Below are 16,596 nucleotides of genomic sequence, written 5' to 3' on the forward strand. Positions count from 1 at the left end.
GCCGCTCAGGCGGTGGCCACCAGCCCGAGCTCGGCGCGGGAGGCCAGCACCGGGTGCTGCGGGGTGATCCGCACGGTGAAGCCCACCTCGCCGGGAGCGGCGAGTGCGAAGCGGGCGGCCCAGCGACCGTCCTCCCCGCGCCGCAGCGGGATCAGCTGAGGCTCGATGATCTCATCCCCGGCACCGATCTCGCCGAGGACCGCCTCGATCAGCACATCCGTGTCGCGCAGCCGGCCCAGCTCGACGTCGGCGACCAGGGTGAGCTCGTCCCCGGTGGTGGCTGCGGCTCCCCGGACGCCCTCCAGGCTGACATTCTGGACCGACACTGCCGGCCAGGCCTCCTGGACCTCGGCCTTCCAGGTGGTGAACTCGCCGGCCCGCGCGGGATCTGCGGTGAAGGCGGCGGCCGCCCTGGCCGCAGGCAGGTACAGATCCGTGACGTAGTCGCGGACCATGCGGCCCGCGGTGATCTGCGGAGCCACCGTCACCAGCGAGGAGCGGACCTTCGTCATCCAGCCGCGCTGCATGCCGCGGGCGTCGCGCTCGTAGAACAGCGGCACGATCGACTGCTCGAGGATCTCGTAGAGGGCGTCGGCCTCGATCTCGTCCCGACGGGCCTGGTCGGCGACGTCCGCGGTGGGGATGGTCCAGCCCGCGTCATCGTCCTTCATCTCGTCCCACCAGCCGTCGGAGACGGAGAAGGTGAGGCCGCCGTTGAGGACGGCCTTCATCCCGGAGGTGCCGGAGGCCTCCTCCGGACGGACCGGGTTGTTCAGCCACACGTCCGAGCCGGCGATCAGCACGGAGGCCATGCGGATGTCGTAGTCGGGCAGGAAGGCGATGCGGTGGCGCACCCCGTGGTCGTCGGCGAACTGCACCAGCTGCTGGAGGAACTCCTTGCCGGGGCGGTCCGCGGGGTGCGACTTGCCCGCCACCACGATCTGCACCGGACGCGTCTCGTCGAGCAGGATCCGCCGGAGGCGCTCGGGATCCGAGAGCATCAGGGTCAGCCGCTTGTAGGTCGAGACGCGTCGGGCGAAGCCGATGGTCAGAGCGTGCGGGTCGAGGATGTGGTCGGTCCAGGCGAGCTCGGCCTCGACGGCGCCGCGCCGCAGCCACGAGTCCTTGACGTGACGGCGCGCCATCGACACCAGATCCGCGCGCAGCGCGTCCCGGGTCTCGGTGAGCTCATGATCGGTGAGGGTCGACAGGGCGCTCCAGTCGCTGAGCGAGGAGATGTCGACGTCACCCAGGGCCTTCTTGTACAGATCGTCCATGTGGTCGGAGGTCCAGGTGCGGCGGTGGACGCCGTTGGTGACGGAGCCGATCGGCACCTCGGGCACGTCGGAGCCCGGGTAGAGGTCCTGGAACATGGCGCGGGAGACCGCACCGTGGAGCTCGGCCACACCGTTGGAGCGCTGGGCGATGCGGAAGCCGAGCTGGGCCATGTTGAACACGTCCCCGCCCTCCTCGATGCCGAGGGCGAGCGCCGCCTCGACGGGCAGCGAGGGGATCAGGCGGGACAGACCCGATCCGTCGGCGTCGAGGTGGCTGCGCAGCTGCGCGGCGTCGAAGCGGTCGATGCCGGCGGGCACCGGGGTGTGGGTGGTGAACACGGTGCCCGCACGGACCTCGGCCACCGCCTCGGAGAAGCCGGTGCCGGCCTGCATCCTGCGTCCCACCCGCTCCAGGCCGGAGAATCCGGCGTGGCCCTCGTTGAGGTGGAACACCGACGGAGCCGGGGCGCCCACCAGCGCGCTGTATGCCTCGACGGCGCGGACGCCGCCGATGCCCAGCACGATCTCCTGGAGGATGCGGTGCTCGTGGTCGCCGCCGTAGAGGCGGTCGGTGATCTGGCGGGCCTGTTCGTCGTTGGACTCGACATTGGAGTCCAGCAGCAGCAGCGGGACCCGGCCCACCTGCGCCGTCCACACGGCGATCGCGACCTCGCGCGCCCCGGGCAGCGTGACCGCGACCCTGAGCTGCTCGCCGTCGGCGCCCCGGACCGGCTCGACGGGGAGCTGTGAGGGATCGTTGAGCCGGTAGTCCTCCTGCTGCCAGCCGCTGCGGTCCAGCGACTGGGAGAAGTAGCCCCACTGGTAGAGCAGGCCGACGGCGACCAGCGGCACGCCGAGGTCCGAGGCGGACTTCAGGTGGTCGCCGGCGAGGATGCCGAGCCCTCCCGAATAGATCGGCAGGGTCGGGGTGATCCCGAACTCCATGGAGAAGTAGGCGACCGAGGTGCCCCCGCCGCCGCCCTGCGCCCCCGGGACGGTCCGCTGGAACCAGCGGCCGGAGTCGAGGTAGGTGCGCAGGTCGCCGATCTCGGAGCGCATCCGCGTGAGGAAGGCCTCGTCGCGGGAGGCCTCGGCCAGACGGCCGGCGGGCACCAGCGAGAGCATGGCGATGGGGTTCTCGCCGCTGGCCACGAAGGCGCGGGGGTCGAGGGAGCGGAACAGATCGACAGTCTGTCGACGCCAGGTCCAGCGCAGGTTCAGCGCCAGCTCGCGCAGCGGCGCGAGGGCATCCGGGAGGTCGGAGGTGACCGTGATCGTGGAGAGCGGCTTCATGGACCCAAGGTACCCGACGCAGCACGCGATCTTGCGTCGAACTTGCGCGATGCTGAGTGCAGGTCACACTCCTCACGGTCGCGATTCACCAGCAGTGATAGGCGACCGCTGTGATGCCGGCTGTGATGCTGGGTGCCGCCCTCAGCTCGGGGCCCGCCCCGGCGTGCAAGAACTTTCCGCAGGCTTGTGCCCGCCCGCTGCAGCGCTCCGTCCCCAGGGCACCGCGCCCGGGTGCACTGCCTGCGACAATGGTGCGGCACCGCGGGGGCGGTGCCCCGCACTGAGCAGAGAACGCACGGAGGCGCCCGATGGGGAGCGACGCACGGACCGGCGAGATGCCGGCGATTCCGGAAGACACGATCGATCTCGGGGAACGACTCGATCCGGTCCGGACCCTGCTGCGGCGCACCGCTGGCGGGGATCAGCGTGCCGCCGCGGCCCTGGTCGATGTGCTCGGCCCCCGCATCCACGGGCTGGCCGTCCATGTCACCGGCTCCGCCGCCCGTGCGGAGAAGCTCGCCGTGACGGTGCTCCGCTCCTGTCTGCGGGATGCCGGGCACCTCGCCACCAGCGGGCTGCCCGGGGAGGCCGCGGTGCTGGATCGCGCCCGACGTGCTGCCGTGGCCACCCGTCCCACCGGCGACGTGCGCTCGCTGGCCGGTCCGGGCCCGGCCACCGATCGCACCAGTGACCGGCGGGAGGTCGACGTGCTGCGGGTGCTGCTGGAGCTGCCGCCGGCGCAGCGAGCCCTGGTCGAGTCCGCTGCTCAGGGGCGGTTCCCCTTCACGGGCACCGCGCGGCAGCAGCCGGCGCTGACCATCTCCGAGGTCCTCGATGCGCTGGTGCCCTTCGGCGGTCCCCCCGATGCCGAGACCCGGGGACTGAGCTCGCTGGACGCCCTGGCCCTGGCCGACGAGGGGGAACGGCTGCGCCTGCGGGAGCTGACCCGGTCCCCGGAGACGGCCGGGATCCACCGCCGTGCGATCGAGGCCGCGGCCCGTCTCGCCCTGCTCACCGCGGTGCCGCCGTCGAGGGACCTGCGCCTCGCCGTGCTCGAGGGCTTCGACGCTCCCGGGACGTCGGCTCCCTCGGCTCCGCCGGACCCCGAAGCAGTCTACCGCGGCACCTACTCCACCCCGGTGCTCGGCACCGACACCCAGCGCCGCGTCGTCGGCCCCCCGCCGGTGGCGGGCGGGCTGCACGGCCGTGCCGCTGAGCCGCCCGCCGGCTCCCCGCCCGCGCCCGGCTCAGCGGCCGCGCCGCCGCAGTGGTCACCGCAGGCTGCGAGCGCCCCGGCCTTCACCTTCCGCCCCACCGATGAGAAGCAGCGCTCCCGGCGCAGCCGGCGGCGGGAGCAGCAGCGGGCCCGGGGCATCCCGTGGATCTCCCGTTCGCTCGCCGCCGCCGCCCTGCTCGCCGCGCTCGTGCTGGGGGTGCTGCTGCTGGACAGCCACCGACAGCTCGCGGCCTCCGAGGACTTCACCGCGGCCTGGGCCGATCGCGCCCTGACCCCCGGGGCTCAGCTCGTCACCGGGATCAGCGACAACGGCACCTGGCAGGCGGTCCTCACCGAGGAGGGCCTCGTGCTGCGCGCCGAGGGGGTCGAGGGCCGGCAGAGCGAGGTCCTCGAGCTGTGGGGCGAGACCGACGGTGTCCAGCGCAGCCTGGGTGTGCTCGAGCTCGGGGCGGACGGGACCATCGAGTTCACCTCGAGGCGGACCGACCAGCGCCTCTTCGTGACCCGGGAGATGGCCCCGGGCAACGAGTCCGGCTCCCCCTCCACCAAGGTGGTCGCCAGCCTGGACCCGCGGGCGGAAGCTCCCGAACCGGGCTGAGCAGGCTCCGGGGGCCGGCCGTGGGCGGCCGCCGTCAGTCGCGGGTGAGGCGACGATAGGTCACGCGGTGCGGGCGCGCGGCCTCCTCGCCGAGGCGCTCGACCTTGTTGGCCTGGTAGGCCTCGAAGTTGCCCTCGAACCAGTACCAGTTCGCCGGGTTCTCCGCGGTGCCCTCGAAGGCCAGGATGTGGGTGGCCACCCGGTCCAGGAACCAGCGGTCGTGGGAGACGACCACGGCGCAGCCCGGGAACTCCAGCAGGGCGTTCTCGAGCGAGCCGAGGGTCTGCACGTCCAGGTCGTTCGTGGGCTCATCGAGCAGCAGCACGTTGCCGCCCTGCTTCAGCGTCAGCGCCAGGTTCAGGCGGTTGCGCTCACCACCGGAGAGGATCCCGGCCTTCTTCTGCTGGTCCGGTCCCTTGAAGCCGAACTGGGAGACGTAGGCGCGCGAGGGGATCTCGACCTTGCCGACCTGGATGTAATCCAGGCCGTCGGAGACGACCTCCCAGAGGTTCTTGTCCGGATCGATGTTCTCGCGGTTCTGGTCGACGTAGCTGAGCTTCACGCTCTGGCCGATCTTCAGCTCCCCCTGATCCAGCGGCTCCAGACCGACGATGGTCTTGAACAGCGTGGTCTTGCCGACGCCGTTGGGACCGATGACGCCGACGATGCCGTTGGGCGGCAGGGAGAAGGAGAGCCCGTCGATGAGCACCCGCTCGCCGAAGCCCTTGGTGATGTCCTTGGCGTCGATGACCTGGTTGCCCAGCCGCGGGCCGGGCGGGATGGTGATCTCCTCGAAGTCGAGCTTGCGGGTGCGCTCGGCCTCCGCGGCCATCTCCTCGTAGCGGGCCAGACGGGACTTGGACTTCGCCTGCCGGCCCTTGGCGCTGGAGCGGACCCACTCCAGCTCCTCCTTGAGGCGCTTGGCGAGCTTCTGGTCCTTCTTGCCCTGGACGTTGAGCCGCTCCTCCTTCTTCTCCAGGTAGGTGGAGTAGTTGCCCTCGTAGGGGTAGAGGTGGCCGCGGTCGACCTCGGCGATCCACTGGGCGACGTGGTCCAGGAAGTATCGGTCGTGGGTGACGGCGATGACGGCGCCCTCGTACTGCTGCAGGTGCTGCTCGAGCCAGAGCACGCTCTCGGCGTCGAGGTGGTTGGTGGGCTCGTCCAGCAGCAGCAGATCGGGCTTCTGCAGCAGCAGCCTGCACAGCGCCACACGGCGCCGCTCACCACCGGAGAGGTGGGTGACGGGTTCGTCACCGGGCGGGCAGCGCAGGGCGTCCATCGCCTGCTCGAGCTGGGAGTCCAGGTCCCAGCCGTTCGCGGCGTCGATGTCGGTCTGGAGCGAGCCCATCTCCGTCATCAGCGCGTCGAAGTCCGCATCGGGCTCGGCCATCTCCTCGCCGATGGCGTTGAAGCGCTGGACCTTCTTCAGCAGCTCGCCCATGCCCTCCTGGACGTTCTCCAGCACGGTCTTGGACTCGTCCAGCGGCGGCTCCTGCAGCAGGATGCCGACGCTGTAGCCGGGGCTGAGGCGGGCCTCGCCGTTGGAAGGCTGGTCGAGCCCCGCCATGATCTTGAGGATGGTCGACTTGCCGGCGCCGTTGGGGCCGACCATGCCGATCTTCGCGCCCGGGTAGAAGCTCATGGACACGTCATCGAGGATGACCTTGTCGCCCACGGCCTTGCGGGCCTTGTGCATGGTAAAGATGAATTCAGCCAACTCGGTTTCCTGTTCGGAGAGGGGTCTGGGGATTCTCACCGGCGCGCCGCGGAGCGGCGCTGCGCGGGATGCGTCACGGCTCCCGACTCTACCCGCATCCCTGCGCGCACCGCCGCTGCGGCGGCCGGAACATGACGGGCACGACCCTCCCGGCCGCGCAGGGCCGGATCAGTCCAGGGAGATGCCGCGTCCGGCGAGGACACGGCGTGCGATCGCCGCACCGTGCTCGGTGCCCGCGGGGTGCTCCTCACCGTTGCGCGGCCAGAGGTGGGCGTCGATGTCGAGCGCCCTCGCGGCGTCGACGTTCTCCTGGCGGTCGTCGAAGAAGATGATCGCGGAGGGGATCGACACTCCCCCGGTCTCGTGCGCGAGGACGTCCAGCAGCACCTCGAAGATCTCGCGGCCGGGCTTGACGGCCCGCTCCTCGCCGGAGATGACGGCGAGAGTGAAGGCCTCGAACCAGTCGGCGCGGCGCACCGACTCCCCGAAGGCCTGCGAGGTGTTGGACAGCAGCGCCAGGCGCACCCGGTGGCGGGCGAGGTCATGGATCAGCGAGCGCGATGCCGGATCCAGACGCAGGAAGTAGCGGTCGTCGGCGCCCTGCACCTCGGCGACCTCGGCCTCGGAGAGCTGCTGGACCCCGACGGCGGCGGCGACCGCGCCCCAGTACTCGGCCGCGCTGACCGCGCCGCGGTCGTAGGCGTCGCGCTCCCGCCAGAGCGCCTCGCGCAGCACCTCGGCGTCGCCGCCGAGGAGCTCGTGGACAGCCGGCACCGGGTCATGGCCGGCGCTCAGCACTCCCCCGAAGTCGAAGACGACGGTGGGCTTCGGGGGTGTGCGGCGACGGTTCTTCTTGCTCATCGGGTGGTCACGTCCTCACAGGTGGGAAGGCCTTCGGTGCTGCCGGTCTCGGCGATGGTCCCGGTGGCGGTCAGCGCGTCCTCGAAGGTGGAGACCGCCACCACGTCCAGCTCGTCGGGCACGTGGCCCACGGCCTCGTCGCAGTTCTTGCTGGGGGCCAGGAAGAACTCGGCCCCGGTCTCGGACGCGCCGACCATCTTCTGCCGGATGCCGCCGATGGGCCCGACGGCGCCGTCGGCGGCGATGGTGCCGGTGCCCGCGATGGCGTGGCCGCCGGTCAGCGCCCCCGGGGTCAGCTCGTCGTAGACGGAGAGGGAGAAGATCATCCCCGCGCTGGGACCGCCGATGTCCCCCACCGAGATCTGGACGTCCATCGGGAACTCGTGGCCCGGGGCCAGGATCACGCCCATCCTGTCAGCGCCGTCGACCAGCGCCGTCGGGACCTGGAGCGCGAGCTCCTCGCCGTCGCGCCGCACGGTCATCGGGATCGGCTCCCCGTCCGGGACGGCGTCGATCAGCCGCTGGTAGCCGTCGACCCCGCCGGCGGTCTCGCCGCCGACCGCGACGATCACGTCGCCCCCCTCGAGGGTGCCCTCGGCCGCGCCGTCGCTCAGAACTCCCGCGATCATCACCACGTCCCGATACTCGATGCCCAGCTCGTCCAGGGCGACGGCGACGGCGCCCTGCTGGGAGGAGCTCATCGCCGCGGTGTTGGCCAGGGTGGTCTGCTCACGGGTGCGGCCCTCGGGGAAGACCACCTCCCTCGGCAGCACCAGTTTGGAGCGGTCGAACCAGGCGGCGACGACCTCCACGGGGGTGACGCGGAATCCGGGCCCGCCGTCCACGGAGACGGTGGTCATCATCAGCGCCCCCTCGGTCGGGTGGGTCTCGGCCCCATCGATGACCAGGATCTCCTCGTCCTCGTACGCGCCGAGCACGTCGATCGCCGGGCCGGGCCGCTCGATGACGTAGGGCACCGGCAGCAGCGATCCGCCCAGGATCATCACGCACAGCACGACCAGGGAGATCAGCGCCATCGCCGGCCGGGCGAGCTGCGCCTCGTCGACCGAGCGGGCGAGGAGCGCTCGAGCTCGTCGGGTGCGGGCGGGACGGGCGGGGGCATCGATCACCCCGACATTGTGCCCCACTCGCCGCTGACCCCCAGGAGGGATCGGTAGGCTGGCGGTCCCACGGACTGCTGGAGGTGGCCATGAGTGATGCCCCGATCCCGGGTGAACCCGGTGACATGGACGAAGAGGCGCTGAAGCGCTTCCTGAAGGAGACCTTCGGGGACGCCCTCCCGGAGGGGGCCCTGGACGGACTGGACCTGTCGGCGCTCGCGCAGCAGGCGAATCTGCCGCAGGATCCCGCCCAGCTGCGGGCGGCCGCCGCGCAGATGCAGAACATGTTCGCCGCCCAGGGCGACAGCCCGGTGAACTGGGACATGGCCGAGGACATCGCGCGCCGGACCGCGGCCGGTCAGGCCGGGATCCCCGGCGCGCCCGACCCGAGCGGCACCCCGGGCGACCCGGGCCCGACGGACTCGACGATCACCGAGCTGCGCCAGGCCGCGCAGGTGGCGCGGCTGTGGCTGGATCCCGTGATCTCGGTCGACGTGCCCTCGACCGAGCTGGGCGTGTACAGCCGCGGGACCTGGCTGCACCGCACGCTGCCTCGCTGGAAGCCGATCGTCGAACCGGTCGCGAAGTACATGGCCGGCGCCATCGGCGAGGCGATCGCCGCCCAGCTGGGCGAGTTCGGCGGAGCCGGGATGCCGATGCCCGGCGGGGACCCGGCAGCCATGATGGAGCGCATCGGCGGGACAATGTTCGGAGTGCAGTTCGGGCACGCCATCGGCTCCCTCGCGCGGGAGGCGGCGGGCACCACGGATCTCGGCCTGCCCCTGGGACGGGACGGGGAACCGGCGCTGGTCGCCGCCAACGTCGACGACCTGATCTCCGCGCACTCCCTGGACCCGGGCGCGGCCCGCATCTTCCTGGCGGCGCGCGAGATCGCCCACACCGCGCTGTTCGCCTCCACCCCCTGGCTCGGCAAGGCCCTGTTCTCCGCGATCGAGGACTACTCCCGCGGCATCACCCTGGACCTCGACGCGCTCGACGCGATGGTGCGCGACCTGGACCTGTCGGACCCGGAGGCGATGCAGGCCCGCCGCCCGGAGGAGATGTTCGTGTTCACCCGGCGCGCCTCGCAGGAGCGTGCGCTCGAGGAGCTGGCCACCACCCTCGCACTGGTCGAGGCCTGGGTGGATCACGTCACCACCGAGGCGCTGGACGGGAAGCTCCCCGATCTCGAGGCGATGCGCGAGGTGCTGCGGCGGCGCCGCGCCTCCGGCGGGCCCGCCGAGGAGATGCTCTCGAAGACCGTCGGCATCGAGCTGCGACCGCGGCGCGTGCGCGAGGCGCTGGCCTGGTGGGAGAGCGTGCGCGACACCGAGGGCGAGGCCGGCCGGGAGGCGAAGTGGGACCACCCGGACCTGCTGCCCACCCCGGAAGTCCTCTCGGGCCGTCCGCAGGCCCCGCAGCCCCAGGCATCGGCGGACGAGGTCGACGGGCTGGCGGATGTCGCCCTGCCCGAGGACTTCGATGCCGAGCTGGAGAAGCTGCTGTCCGGCGACGGGCACGAGCGCGCGCCGCGCGAGGACGAGCAGGGCGGGCTGCACCGTTCGGACGACGAGCGCGGTGACGGGGACGAGGGGCGCGGCACCTCCACCGACGGGGACGATGAGCGCTGAGCCCGACGGCCGGGGCCCCGCGGTCCCGGAGGCGGCGCTCGCCGAGCTGGTGCACGCCGCGGCCGCGGTCTCGGGGCCGGCGGTCGCCCACGAGTTCCAGCAGCTGCTGACCGGCGACCCCCGGCTGATGCGCCGCGACGGCGGTCCGCGGCATCTCACGGCGAGCGCGATCGTGATCGACCGCCCCGGGGATCACGTGGCGCTCCTGTGGCATCGCAAGGGCCGCTTCTGGGTGCAGCCCGGAGGCCACCTCGAAGCGGGAGAGACGAGCTTCGAGCAGGCCGCTCGCCGGGAGGTCGCCGAGGAGATCGGGATCGACGGTCTGCAGCGGATCGGCGACGGACCGGCGATGCTGCACCGGCACGCCCTCGAGGCGGCCTTCGGCGCCTGCTCGGAGCACTGGGACGTGCAGTACCTGCTGCGCGCCCCGGCACCGGCCGCCGACCTGCCGCTCACGGCGAGCGCGGAATCGCCCGAGGTGCGATGGGTGCCGTGGCCCCTGCGCGGCGTCGGCCCCGAGCGCGAGACCACCGCGCTGCCCGAGGGGACGGTGCCGGATCTGGCCGGGACCCTCGAGGAGCTGGCGCTCTATCTGGCGCGCCGGGCCGGCTGAACCGGCGACGTGCCCGCGGCCGCCCCGTCGGCCGCGTCGTCGATCCCGCTGTCGATCTCGCCGTCGGCCCCGTCCTCGACCTCCGTTCCGTGTCCCGGCAGGTTCTTCGACCAGGAGACTCCGTCGAGGAAGCCCTGCGCCTTCTCCGCCAGCGGGTAGTTCGCCATCAGGGCCTTGAACTCCGGCCCATGGCCCGGCACCAGCAGGTGGACGAGCTCGTGCATCATCACCGAGCGCACCACGTAGTCCGGCATGCCCTGGAGCTGATGCGAGAGCCGGATGGTGCCGTCGGTGGGGGTGCACGAGCCCCAGCGCTGATTCTGCCGTGAGGACCATGTCACCGAGGAGGGATGTGCCCGCCCGCCGAGGTGGAGCTCGCTGACCTCTCGCGCCATCCGCAGCAGGGCGTCGTCGCTGCGCCGCGCCGGTGCCCGACGGGCCTCCTTGCTGACCAGCTGATCGACCATCCTGGTCACCCACTGCCGCTCCTGCCGCGCGCTGAAGGTCGCGGGGATCGCGATCAGCAGATCGCCGTCACGACGCGAGATCGAGACGGTGCGGCGACGGCGGGCGCTGCGGCGCACCAGCACGCGTTCACCGCGAGGGCCGGCGACGTGCTCGTGGAGGACCAGATCGTTCATGGGTCACAGCCTCGCACGTGCTGCCGACGAAAATATTCATCCACATCTGTGCACCGGGACATGACCGGTCAGAACGTCGTGACCGGCGAGATCAACGGTTCCTCCACAATGCGCGCACGCTCATCGACACACCGTCCACAGCAGGAGACCCGTTGTCCACAGCCGATCCCCCGCCGAACTTTGACCTGTCGTGATCGCACGGGCTACGTTTCCCTCCACGTGGGATCCCGGGATAACTAGCAGGACGCACACGGGGAAGGTGCGCGTGGTGCTGAGCGCCCCCGGGGTTCCACGGCCCTTCGAGGCCTGATGCCGTCCAGGGGCCTCCGATGTCGGCTCGTCGCGCGCACTTCCTCGGCTCCTCGCAGAGCCCCTTGCCCCCGAAGCGCGCGACGGGCCGCCCCGATCGGGCCACATCCGACCGACCCGATTCGTGCGGCGTGTTCCCGCGCCGTTACAGTGGATCGGTCCCGGCTTCGCAGCCATCGCCGCGCATCCGGGAATGCACATCACCGACAAGCAACGAGGAGCGGATATGGCCGACGAGACCTATGCCGGAGAGTTCTACTGCGTCAAGTGCCGTGAGAAGCGGGAGGCCGAGGGCAACGTCGTCGTCTCCAACGGCCGCCGCATGGCCAAGGCTGTGTGCCCGGTGTGCGGCACCAAGCTGAACCGGATCCTCGGCAAGGCCTGAAGCACCGCTGAGCGCTGTGCTGCCTCGCGCCGCACCGACGAGGGCCCCGGACCGCACGGTCCGGGGTCCTCGTCGCTGCGCGGGACGGGCAGGGGCCGGGTGAGCCGGAGCTCGACCCGGCTCATGCGACCCGCTGGCCCCGGTTCTTCCGGGGCCGGCCACGGCCGCGCTTGACGGCGATGATGCGGCCGTCCTCGAAGATCGCGCCTCCCCACACGCCCCAGGGCTCCGCCCTGTCGAGGGCGCCCTGACGGCACTCCTCGATGAGGGGACAGCCCGCGCACAGGGACTTGGCCTGTTCGAGGTCTGCGGGGCGCTCGGAGAAGAAGAGGTCGGCGGCGTCCGCGTCGTGGCACGGGAGCATCGTCGCGGAGGTGTCCGCGGGATTCGGGAAAGTGGTCAGAAGAGAAGTCATCGTCTCGCTGCTTCGGAGGTCCGTCAGGAAGGACCCGCCCGGGGGCGGGGGCGCGGCGGCGGTGCCGCACCCGAAGCGAGGGAGGACCTCGTCAGCTCAGGCGGAGCACCGCGGGGGCATGGCCCCGTTCGCGCGGCAGGGGGGAGGGCGCGCCGAGGGGGCGCTGGCCTCCTCCTGCGAGATTCCAGATATCGATCACTGTGGCCACCCCCTTTCGAAAGCGCGCGTCCCGGTGCCCCGGGCCACGACTGTGGACGATTGACGAGTGCGACTCTACACCCGTTCACGGGAACCCGGAACTATTTTCTGACCTGCAGTTTCAGGGTTTCTCGGCATCCGTTCCGAGCAGCTCGAGCAGGTCCGTGCCGAAGCTCGCGACCTTGCCGGGGCCGATCCCCGGCACCTCGAGCAGCTCCTGCTCGCTGCGCGGGGCGCGTTCGGCGACCGCGGTCAGCGCGGCATCGGTGAGGATCGCGTAGGGCGGGGTCCCGCGCAGCCGTGCCTGCTCGCGTCGCCAGGCGCGCAGCGTGGCGTGCAGCTCCTCCCCGACGGTCGACGGGCAGCCCTCGTGGCGGCCCAGCCGCTGCTCCCGCGGTGCGACCAGGCCCTGCCCGCACACCCGGCACTCCGCATAGACGGTGGCGGAGCGCCGACCGGTGCGGCGCGGTCCCGCACCGGGCGAGGTCCGCGGCGCCTGGGGATGGGCGAGGACCCCGTCGAGGAAGCGGGAGGCCCTGCGCGATCCGCGGGCCCCGGGGGTGCGGGCGGCGGACCAGCTCACCGTCAGCAGGTCCCGGGCCCGGGTGAGGGCGACGTAGAACAGGCGCCGCTCCTCCTCGACCTCGGCCGGGGTCTTCGCCATCGAGATCGGCAGCAGGCCATCGCTGGCGCCGACCACGAACACCACCGGCCATTCCAGGCCCTTGGCGGCGTGCACGGAGGCGAGGGTGACCCCGTCGACGACCGGGGCGGCCTGCGATTCCGCCCGTTCCTCGAGCTCGCGCACCACCTCGGTCATGGTGGTGCCGGGGCGGGCGGTGATGGTGTCGGTGAGGCCGACGAGGGCGTTCAGCGAGTCCCAGCGGTCACGGACCGCGCCGGTGGTCTCCGGGGCCGTCGGCGCCCAGCCCTGCTGGGAGAGGATGTCCCGCACCGCGCGAGCCGGGTCGAGCTGCTCCACCCGGGTCGCGGCGCGGAGGGAGACCATGGCCCGGCGCACCTCCTGGCGTTCGAAGAAGCGGTCGCCGCCGCGCACCAGGTACCCGATGCCGCGGGAGGTCAGCGCCTGCTCGAAGGCCTCGGACTGGCTGTTGGTGCGGAACAGGATCGCGGCCTCGGAGGCGCTCCTGCCCTCTGTCACCAGCTCGGCGATCCGCTCGGCGATGCCGTCGGCCTCGGCGGAGTCGTCGGGGAAGGACTCGACCAGCGGCGGCGGGCCCGGCTCGCGCTGGGAGGCCAGGGTCAGGCGGGTCTCGCGGGTGCGGCCCTGCGCCCCGTCGAGCACGGTGTTGGCCATCCGCACGATCTCCGGGGTGGAGCGGTAGTTGCGCTCGAGCCGGATGGTGCGGGCTCGCTTGAACTCGGAGCGGAAATCCAGCAGGTAGGAGGCACGGGCACCGGCGAAGGTGTAGATCGTCTGGGCGGCGTCCCCGACCACGCAGAGATCGTCGGAGGTGCCCAGCCACAGCCGCAGCAGGGCGTGCTGGAGGGCGGAGACGTCCTGGTACTCGTCGACCACGAAGTGCTTGTACTGCTCTCGCACCTCCCGGGCGACATCGCCGCGCTCGGTGAGGAAGCCGACCATGTGCAGCAGGACGTCCTCGAAGTCGATCACCCCGCGCTCCTTCTTCACCTCCTCGTACTGGGTGAGGATGCGGGAGAGGGAGCGGGAGTCGAAGCCCGCGACCCCCGGTCGGCGGGCCTGCTGGGCGGCCTCCGGGTAGGACTCCGGGGTGAGCATCGAGACCCGCGACCACTCGACCTCGGAGACGATGTCGCGCAGCGCCGCACGATCCACGCTCAGGTGCAGCCGCTGGCAGGCCTCCCCGATGCCCGCGAACTTGTTCGTCAGCAGCTCAGGCATCGGACCGCCCACCACCCGCGGCCAGAAGTGACGCAGCTGGCGCAGGGCGGCGGAGTGGAAGGTGCGGGCCTGGACCGCGGGCACACCGAGGTCACGCAGGCGGGAGCGCATCTCGGCCGCGGCCTTGGCGGTGAAGGTCACCGCCAGCACGTGGCGGGGGTTCAGCTGGCCGGTCGCGACACCGTAGGCGATGCGGTGGGTGATGGCGCGGGTCTTGCCGGTGCCGGCGCCGGCGAGCACGCAGAGGGGGGCGCCGAAGCTGCGGGCCACCTCGCGCTGCTCGGGATCGAGCGCGGTGAGCAGGGACTCCGCGTCGGTGGGCGCCGGCGCGCCGCGGTCGGCGCCGCCGGCGGCGTGGTCGGAGGGGGCGGCGTGGTCGGTCATCACCGATCATCCTGCCAGGACTGTGCGACATCCCGCGGACCGCTGTGGACGGCGGGTGCCCCACACCACCCGGCCGGGCACCCGCCGGGGACGGACCTCACCGCTGCGCGGAGCGGCCGTACCAGTCGTCGATCAGCGCGCGGCCCATCGAGGCCGTGCCCGGCAGCGCGATCTCCCCCGCCTCCAGGGCGGCGGCGAGCTCTTCGCGGCTGAACCAGCGGGCTTCGGCGATCTCCTCCTCCTGCAGCGCGAGCTCGCCGCCGTCCGGTGCCCAGGCCCGATAGCCGAGCATCAGCGAGCGGGGGAAGGGCCAGGGCTGGCTGCCCACGTACTCGACCTCCTCGACCGTGATCCCGACCTCCTCGGCAACCTCGCGGGTCACCGCGTTCTCGAGGCTCTCGCCCGGCTCGACGAAACCAGCCAGCACCGAGTGGAAGCCGCGGGGGAAGTGGGCGTTGCGGGCCAGCAGGAGGCGGTCCTGCCCGTCGCGCACCGCCATGATCACGGCGGGATCGGTGCGGGGGAACTGCTCGGTGCCGTCCTCGCGGCAGCGCAGCACCCAGCCGGCCATCTCCGGCTCCAGCGCGCTGCCGCACTGCGGGCAGTGACGCATGGAGCGGTGCCAGGCGCCCATCGCCACGGCGGCGGCCGCGAGGTCCGCATCGCTGTCGACCAGCTGATCGGCGACGCGGCGGAGGTCGCGCAGATCACGACCGGGGGCGTCCAGCTCCGGGCTGGGCTCGGCGATCTCGGCGGCGAGCACGCGGAATCCGTCACGCCGGCCCAGCAGCACCAGCGGCTGCAGGGCGCCGTCGCGGGGGTCGGCCTCCTCCAGGACCGCGTGGAGGGTGCCGTCGACCTCCTCGCGCAGGGTGACGGCCCCGGCCCGGGTGACCAGGTAGCGGGCGTCCTCCCCGGGGGCGACCGCGCCCGGGTCGCCGCGCAGCAGCGCGTCCCGGTCGGAGCCGAGGAGGGTGAGGGGGGTGCTGAGATGGGGACCACGGAGCTTCGCCATGCTCTGAGCCTACGTGGAGCAGCCACCCCGGCCGGGTACGGTGGTCGCGTGCATCGCAACTCCTATTCCCTGGCTGCTCTTGCGGCGGCGGCGGTCCCCGGGCTGGTCCCGGCACGGACCATGCCGATCGCCACCCCTGCCGAGGATCTCGACGTCGCCGGCATCGTGGGCGAGGACGGCAGGCGCGTCATGGTCCTCTCCCCCGCCTCGACCGCCGCCGGGGTCCGTCTCGAGCGGGACCTGAAGGTCGCCGACACGCTCACCGGCACCTCGCTGCGCAGTGTGATCCCTCCGGTGCTCGGCTTCGTGAAGCTCTCCGAGGGCGGGCGCTGCGCGGTCACGGAGGCCCCCGTCGGGCGCCCGCTGATGCTCGATGATCTCGCCGGCAGCCCGGAGCTGGCACGGTCCCTGGGCCAGGTGCTGGCCCGGATCCACACCGTGCCCCGCTACGCCGCCGAGGCGGCCGGGGTCGAGACCTTCACCCCGGAGGCGATGCTGGCCGCCCATCGTGCCCGGATCGACACCGTCACCGCGGCCGGGCACCTGCCCGCCGCGGTCTCCCAGCGCTGGCAGGCGCTGCTCGAGGACCCGGAGCTGTGGGACGTCACCCCGCAGTTCGTGCACGGGGATCTCTCCGAGGAGAGCCTGTTCACGGCCGACGGGCAGGTCAGCGGGATCCGCGACTGGTCCTCCTCCCAGGTCGCCGACGCCGCCTCCGACCTCGCCTGGCTGATCTCCTCGCTGGCCCCGGAGCGGTTCGATGAGCTCTACGCCGCGTACCGCGAGGAGCTGCCCACCGCGACGCATCCGCGGCTGGTGGAGCGGGCACAGGCCCTCGGCGAGTTCGCCGTGGCGGAGTGGCTCGCCCACGGTCTGGAGGTGGGCGATGAGGAGATCGTCGCCGATGCTCGCGGCATGATCGCCGATCTCGATGCCGATCTCGCGCAGCTCGCGCGCGAGGAGGCCGAGCGGGCCTACGAGGAGATGAGCGCGCGGGAGGACGGGACGGTCTGACC

General features: G+C 72.3%; 13 protein-coding genes. 5 read left to right on the plus strand and 8 right to left on the minus strand.

Features of this window, described 5'->3' with window-relative positions; translation table 11 throughout:
• Positions 1 to 5 precede the first annotated feature (5 nt).
• Entirely contained in the window at positions 6 to 2,570 is a 2,565-nt protein-coding gene (glgP, locus tag ACHUEU_RS03100) for an alpha-glucan family phosphorylase (protein WP_394214428.1), read from the minus strand.
• A 335-nt stretch (positions 2,571 to 2,905) separates the two neighbouring features.
• On the opposite strand from glgP, the gene ACHUEU_RS03105 reads away from it, so the two are divergent.
• Positions 2,906 to 4,405, plus strand: coding sequence for a hypothetical protein (locus ACHUEU_RS03105; RefSeq protein WP_394214429.1), 1,500 nt, complete (start codon positions 2,906 to 2,908; stop codon positions 4,403 to 4,405).
• A gap of 34 nt (positions 4,406 to 4,439) precedes the next feature.
• Here ACHUEU_RS03105 and ettA read toward each other — a convergent pair whose 3' ends face one another.
• From ettA to ACHUEU_RS03120, 3 genes are all read right to left on the minus strand, one after another.
• A complete protein-coding gene (gene ettA / locus ACHUEU_RS03110) occupies positions 4,440 to 6,122 on the minus strand; it encodes an energy-dependent translational throttle protein EttA (protein ID WP_394214430.1) in 1,683 nt (560 codons plus the stop codon).
• A gap of 168 nt (positions 6,123 to 6,290) precedes the next feature.
• Positions 6,291 to 6,983 (minus strand): HAD family hydrolase, encoded by a 693-nt coding sequence (locus tag ACHUEU_RS03115; protein WP_394214431.1) that lies wholly within the window; start codon positions 6,981 to 6,983, stop codon positions 6,291 to 6,293.
• Positions 6,980 to 8,113 carry a YlbL family protein gene (locus tag ACHUEU_RS03120; protein ID WP_394214432.1) on the minus strand — a complete coding sequence of 378 codons (1,134 nt, stop codon included), beginning with the start codon at positions 8,111 to 8,113 and terminating at the stop codon, positions 6,980 to 6,982. The genes ACHUEU_RS03115 and ACHUEU_RS03120 overlap by 4 nt, the downstream gene beginning before the upstream one ends.
• An 80-nt stretch (positions 8,114 to 8,193) precedes the next feature.
• Here ACHUEU_RS03120 and ACHUEU_RS03125 point away from each other — a divergent pair, with 80 nt between their 5' ends.
• Together ACHUEU_RS03125 and ACHUEU_RS03130 are read left to right on the plus strand one after the other, a co-directional pair.
• Positions 8,194 to 9,735, plus strand: a complete 1,542-nt coding sequence (locus ACHUEU_RS03125; protein WP_394214433.1) for a zinc-dependent metalloprotease — start codon at positions 8,194 to 8,196, stop codon at positions 9,733 to 9,735.
• Positions 9,725 to 10,348, plus strand: a complete 624-nt coding sequence (locus ACHUEU_RS03130) for an NUDIX hydrolase (RefSeq protein ID WP_394214434.1) — start codon at positions 9,725 to 9,727, stop codon at positions 10,346 to 10,348. Before ACHUEU_RS03125 ends, ACHUEU_RS03130 begins: the two co-directional genes overlap by 11 nt.
• Here ACHUEU_RS03130 and ACHUEU_RS03135 read toward each other — a convergent pair.
• Positions 10,324 to 10,989, minus strand: coding sequence for a M48 metallopeptidase family protein (locus tag ACHUEU_RS03135; RefSeq protein ID WP_394214435.1), 666 nt, complete (start codon positions 10,987 to 10,989; stop codon positions 10,324 to 10,326). The genes ACHUEU_RS03130 and ACHUEU_RS03135 overlap by 25 nt on opposite strands.
• A gap of 535 nt (positions 10,990 to 11,524) precedes the next feature.
• On the opposite strand from ACHUEU_RS03135, the gene ACHUEU_RS03140 reads away from it, so the two are divergent.
• Positions 11,525 to 11,683: a DUF5679 domain-containing protein gene (locus ACHUEU_RS03140; RefSeq protein WP_137771171.1), complete on the plus strand. Its 159-nt coding sequence runs from the start codon at positions 11,525 to 11,527 to the stop codon at positions 11,681 to 11,683.
• 121 nt (positions 11,684 to 11,804) lie between these two features.
• Here the strand turns inward: ACHUEU_RS03140 and ACHUEU_RS03145 are convergent, their stop codons facing one another.
• The 3 genes from ACHUEU_RS03145 to nudC all read right to left on the minus strand — a co-directional run bounded on the left by ACHUEU_RS03145 (position 11,805) and on the right by nudC (position 15,580).
• A complete protein-coding gene (locus ACHUEU_RS03145) occupies positions 11,805 to 12,098 on the minus strand; it encodes a WhiB family transcriptional regulator (protein WP_394214436.1) in 294 nt (97 codons plus the stop codon).
• Positions 12,099 to 12,417: 319 nt separating this feature from the next.
• Positions 12,418 to 14,565: an ATP-dependent DNA helicase UvrD2 gene (locus ACHUEU_RS03150; protein WP_394214437.1), complete on the minus strand. Its 2,148-nt coding sequence runs from the start codon at positions 14,563 to 14,565 to the stop codon at positions 12,418 to 12,420.
• 97 nt (positions 14,566 to 14,662) lie between these two features.
• The gene (nudC, locus tag ACHUEU_RS03155; protein WP_394214438.1) at positions 14,663 to 15,580 is read right to left on the minus strand and encodes an NAD(+) diphosphatase; all 918 of its coding nucleotides are present in this window, start codon (positions 15,578 to 15,580) and stop codon (positions 14,663 to 14,665) included.
• A gap of 48 nt (positions 15,581 to 15,628) precedes the next feature.
• Between nudC and ACHUEU_RS03160 the strand changes: the two genes are divergently transcribed.
• On the plus strand, positions 15,629 to 16,594 hold the full coding sequence (locus tag ACHUEU_RS03160) for a phosphotransferase (RefSeq protein ID WP_394214439.1): 966 nt from the start codon (positions 15,629 to 15,631) through the stop codon (positions 16,592 to 16,594).
• Positions 16,595 to 16,596: the final 2 nt, after the last annotated feature.

Source organism: Brachybacterium vulturis, assembly GCF_043641765.1.
Classification (GTDB): Bacteria; Actinomycetota; Actinomycetes; order Actinomycetales; family Dermabacteraceae; genus Brachybacterium; species Brachybacterium vulturis_A.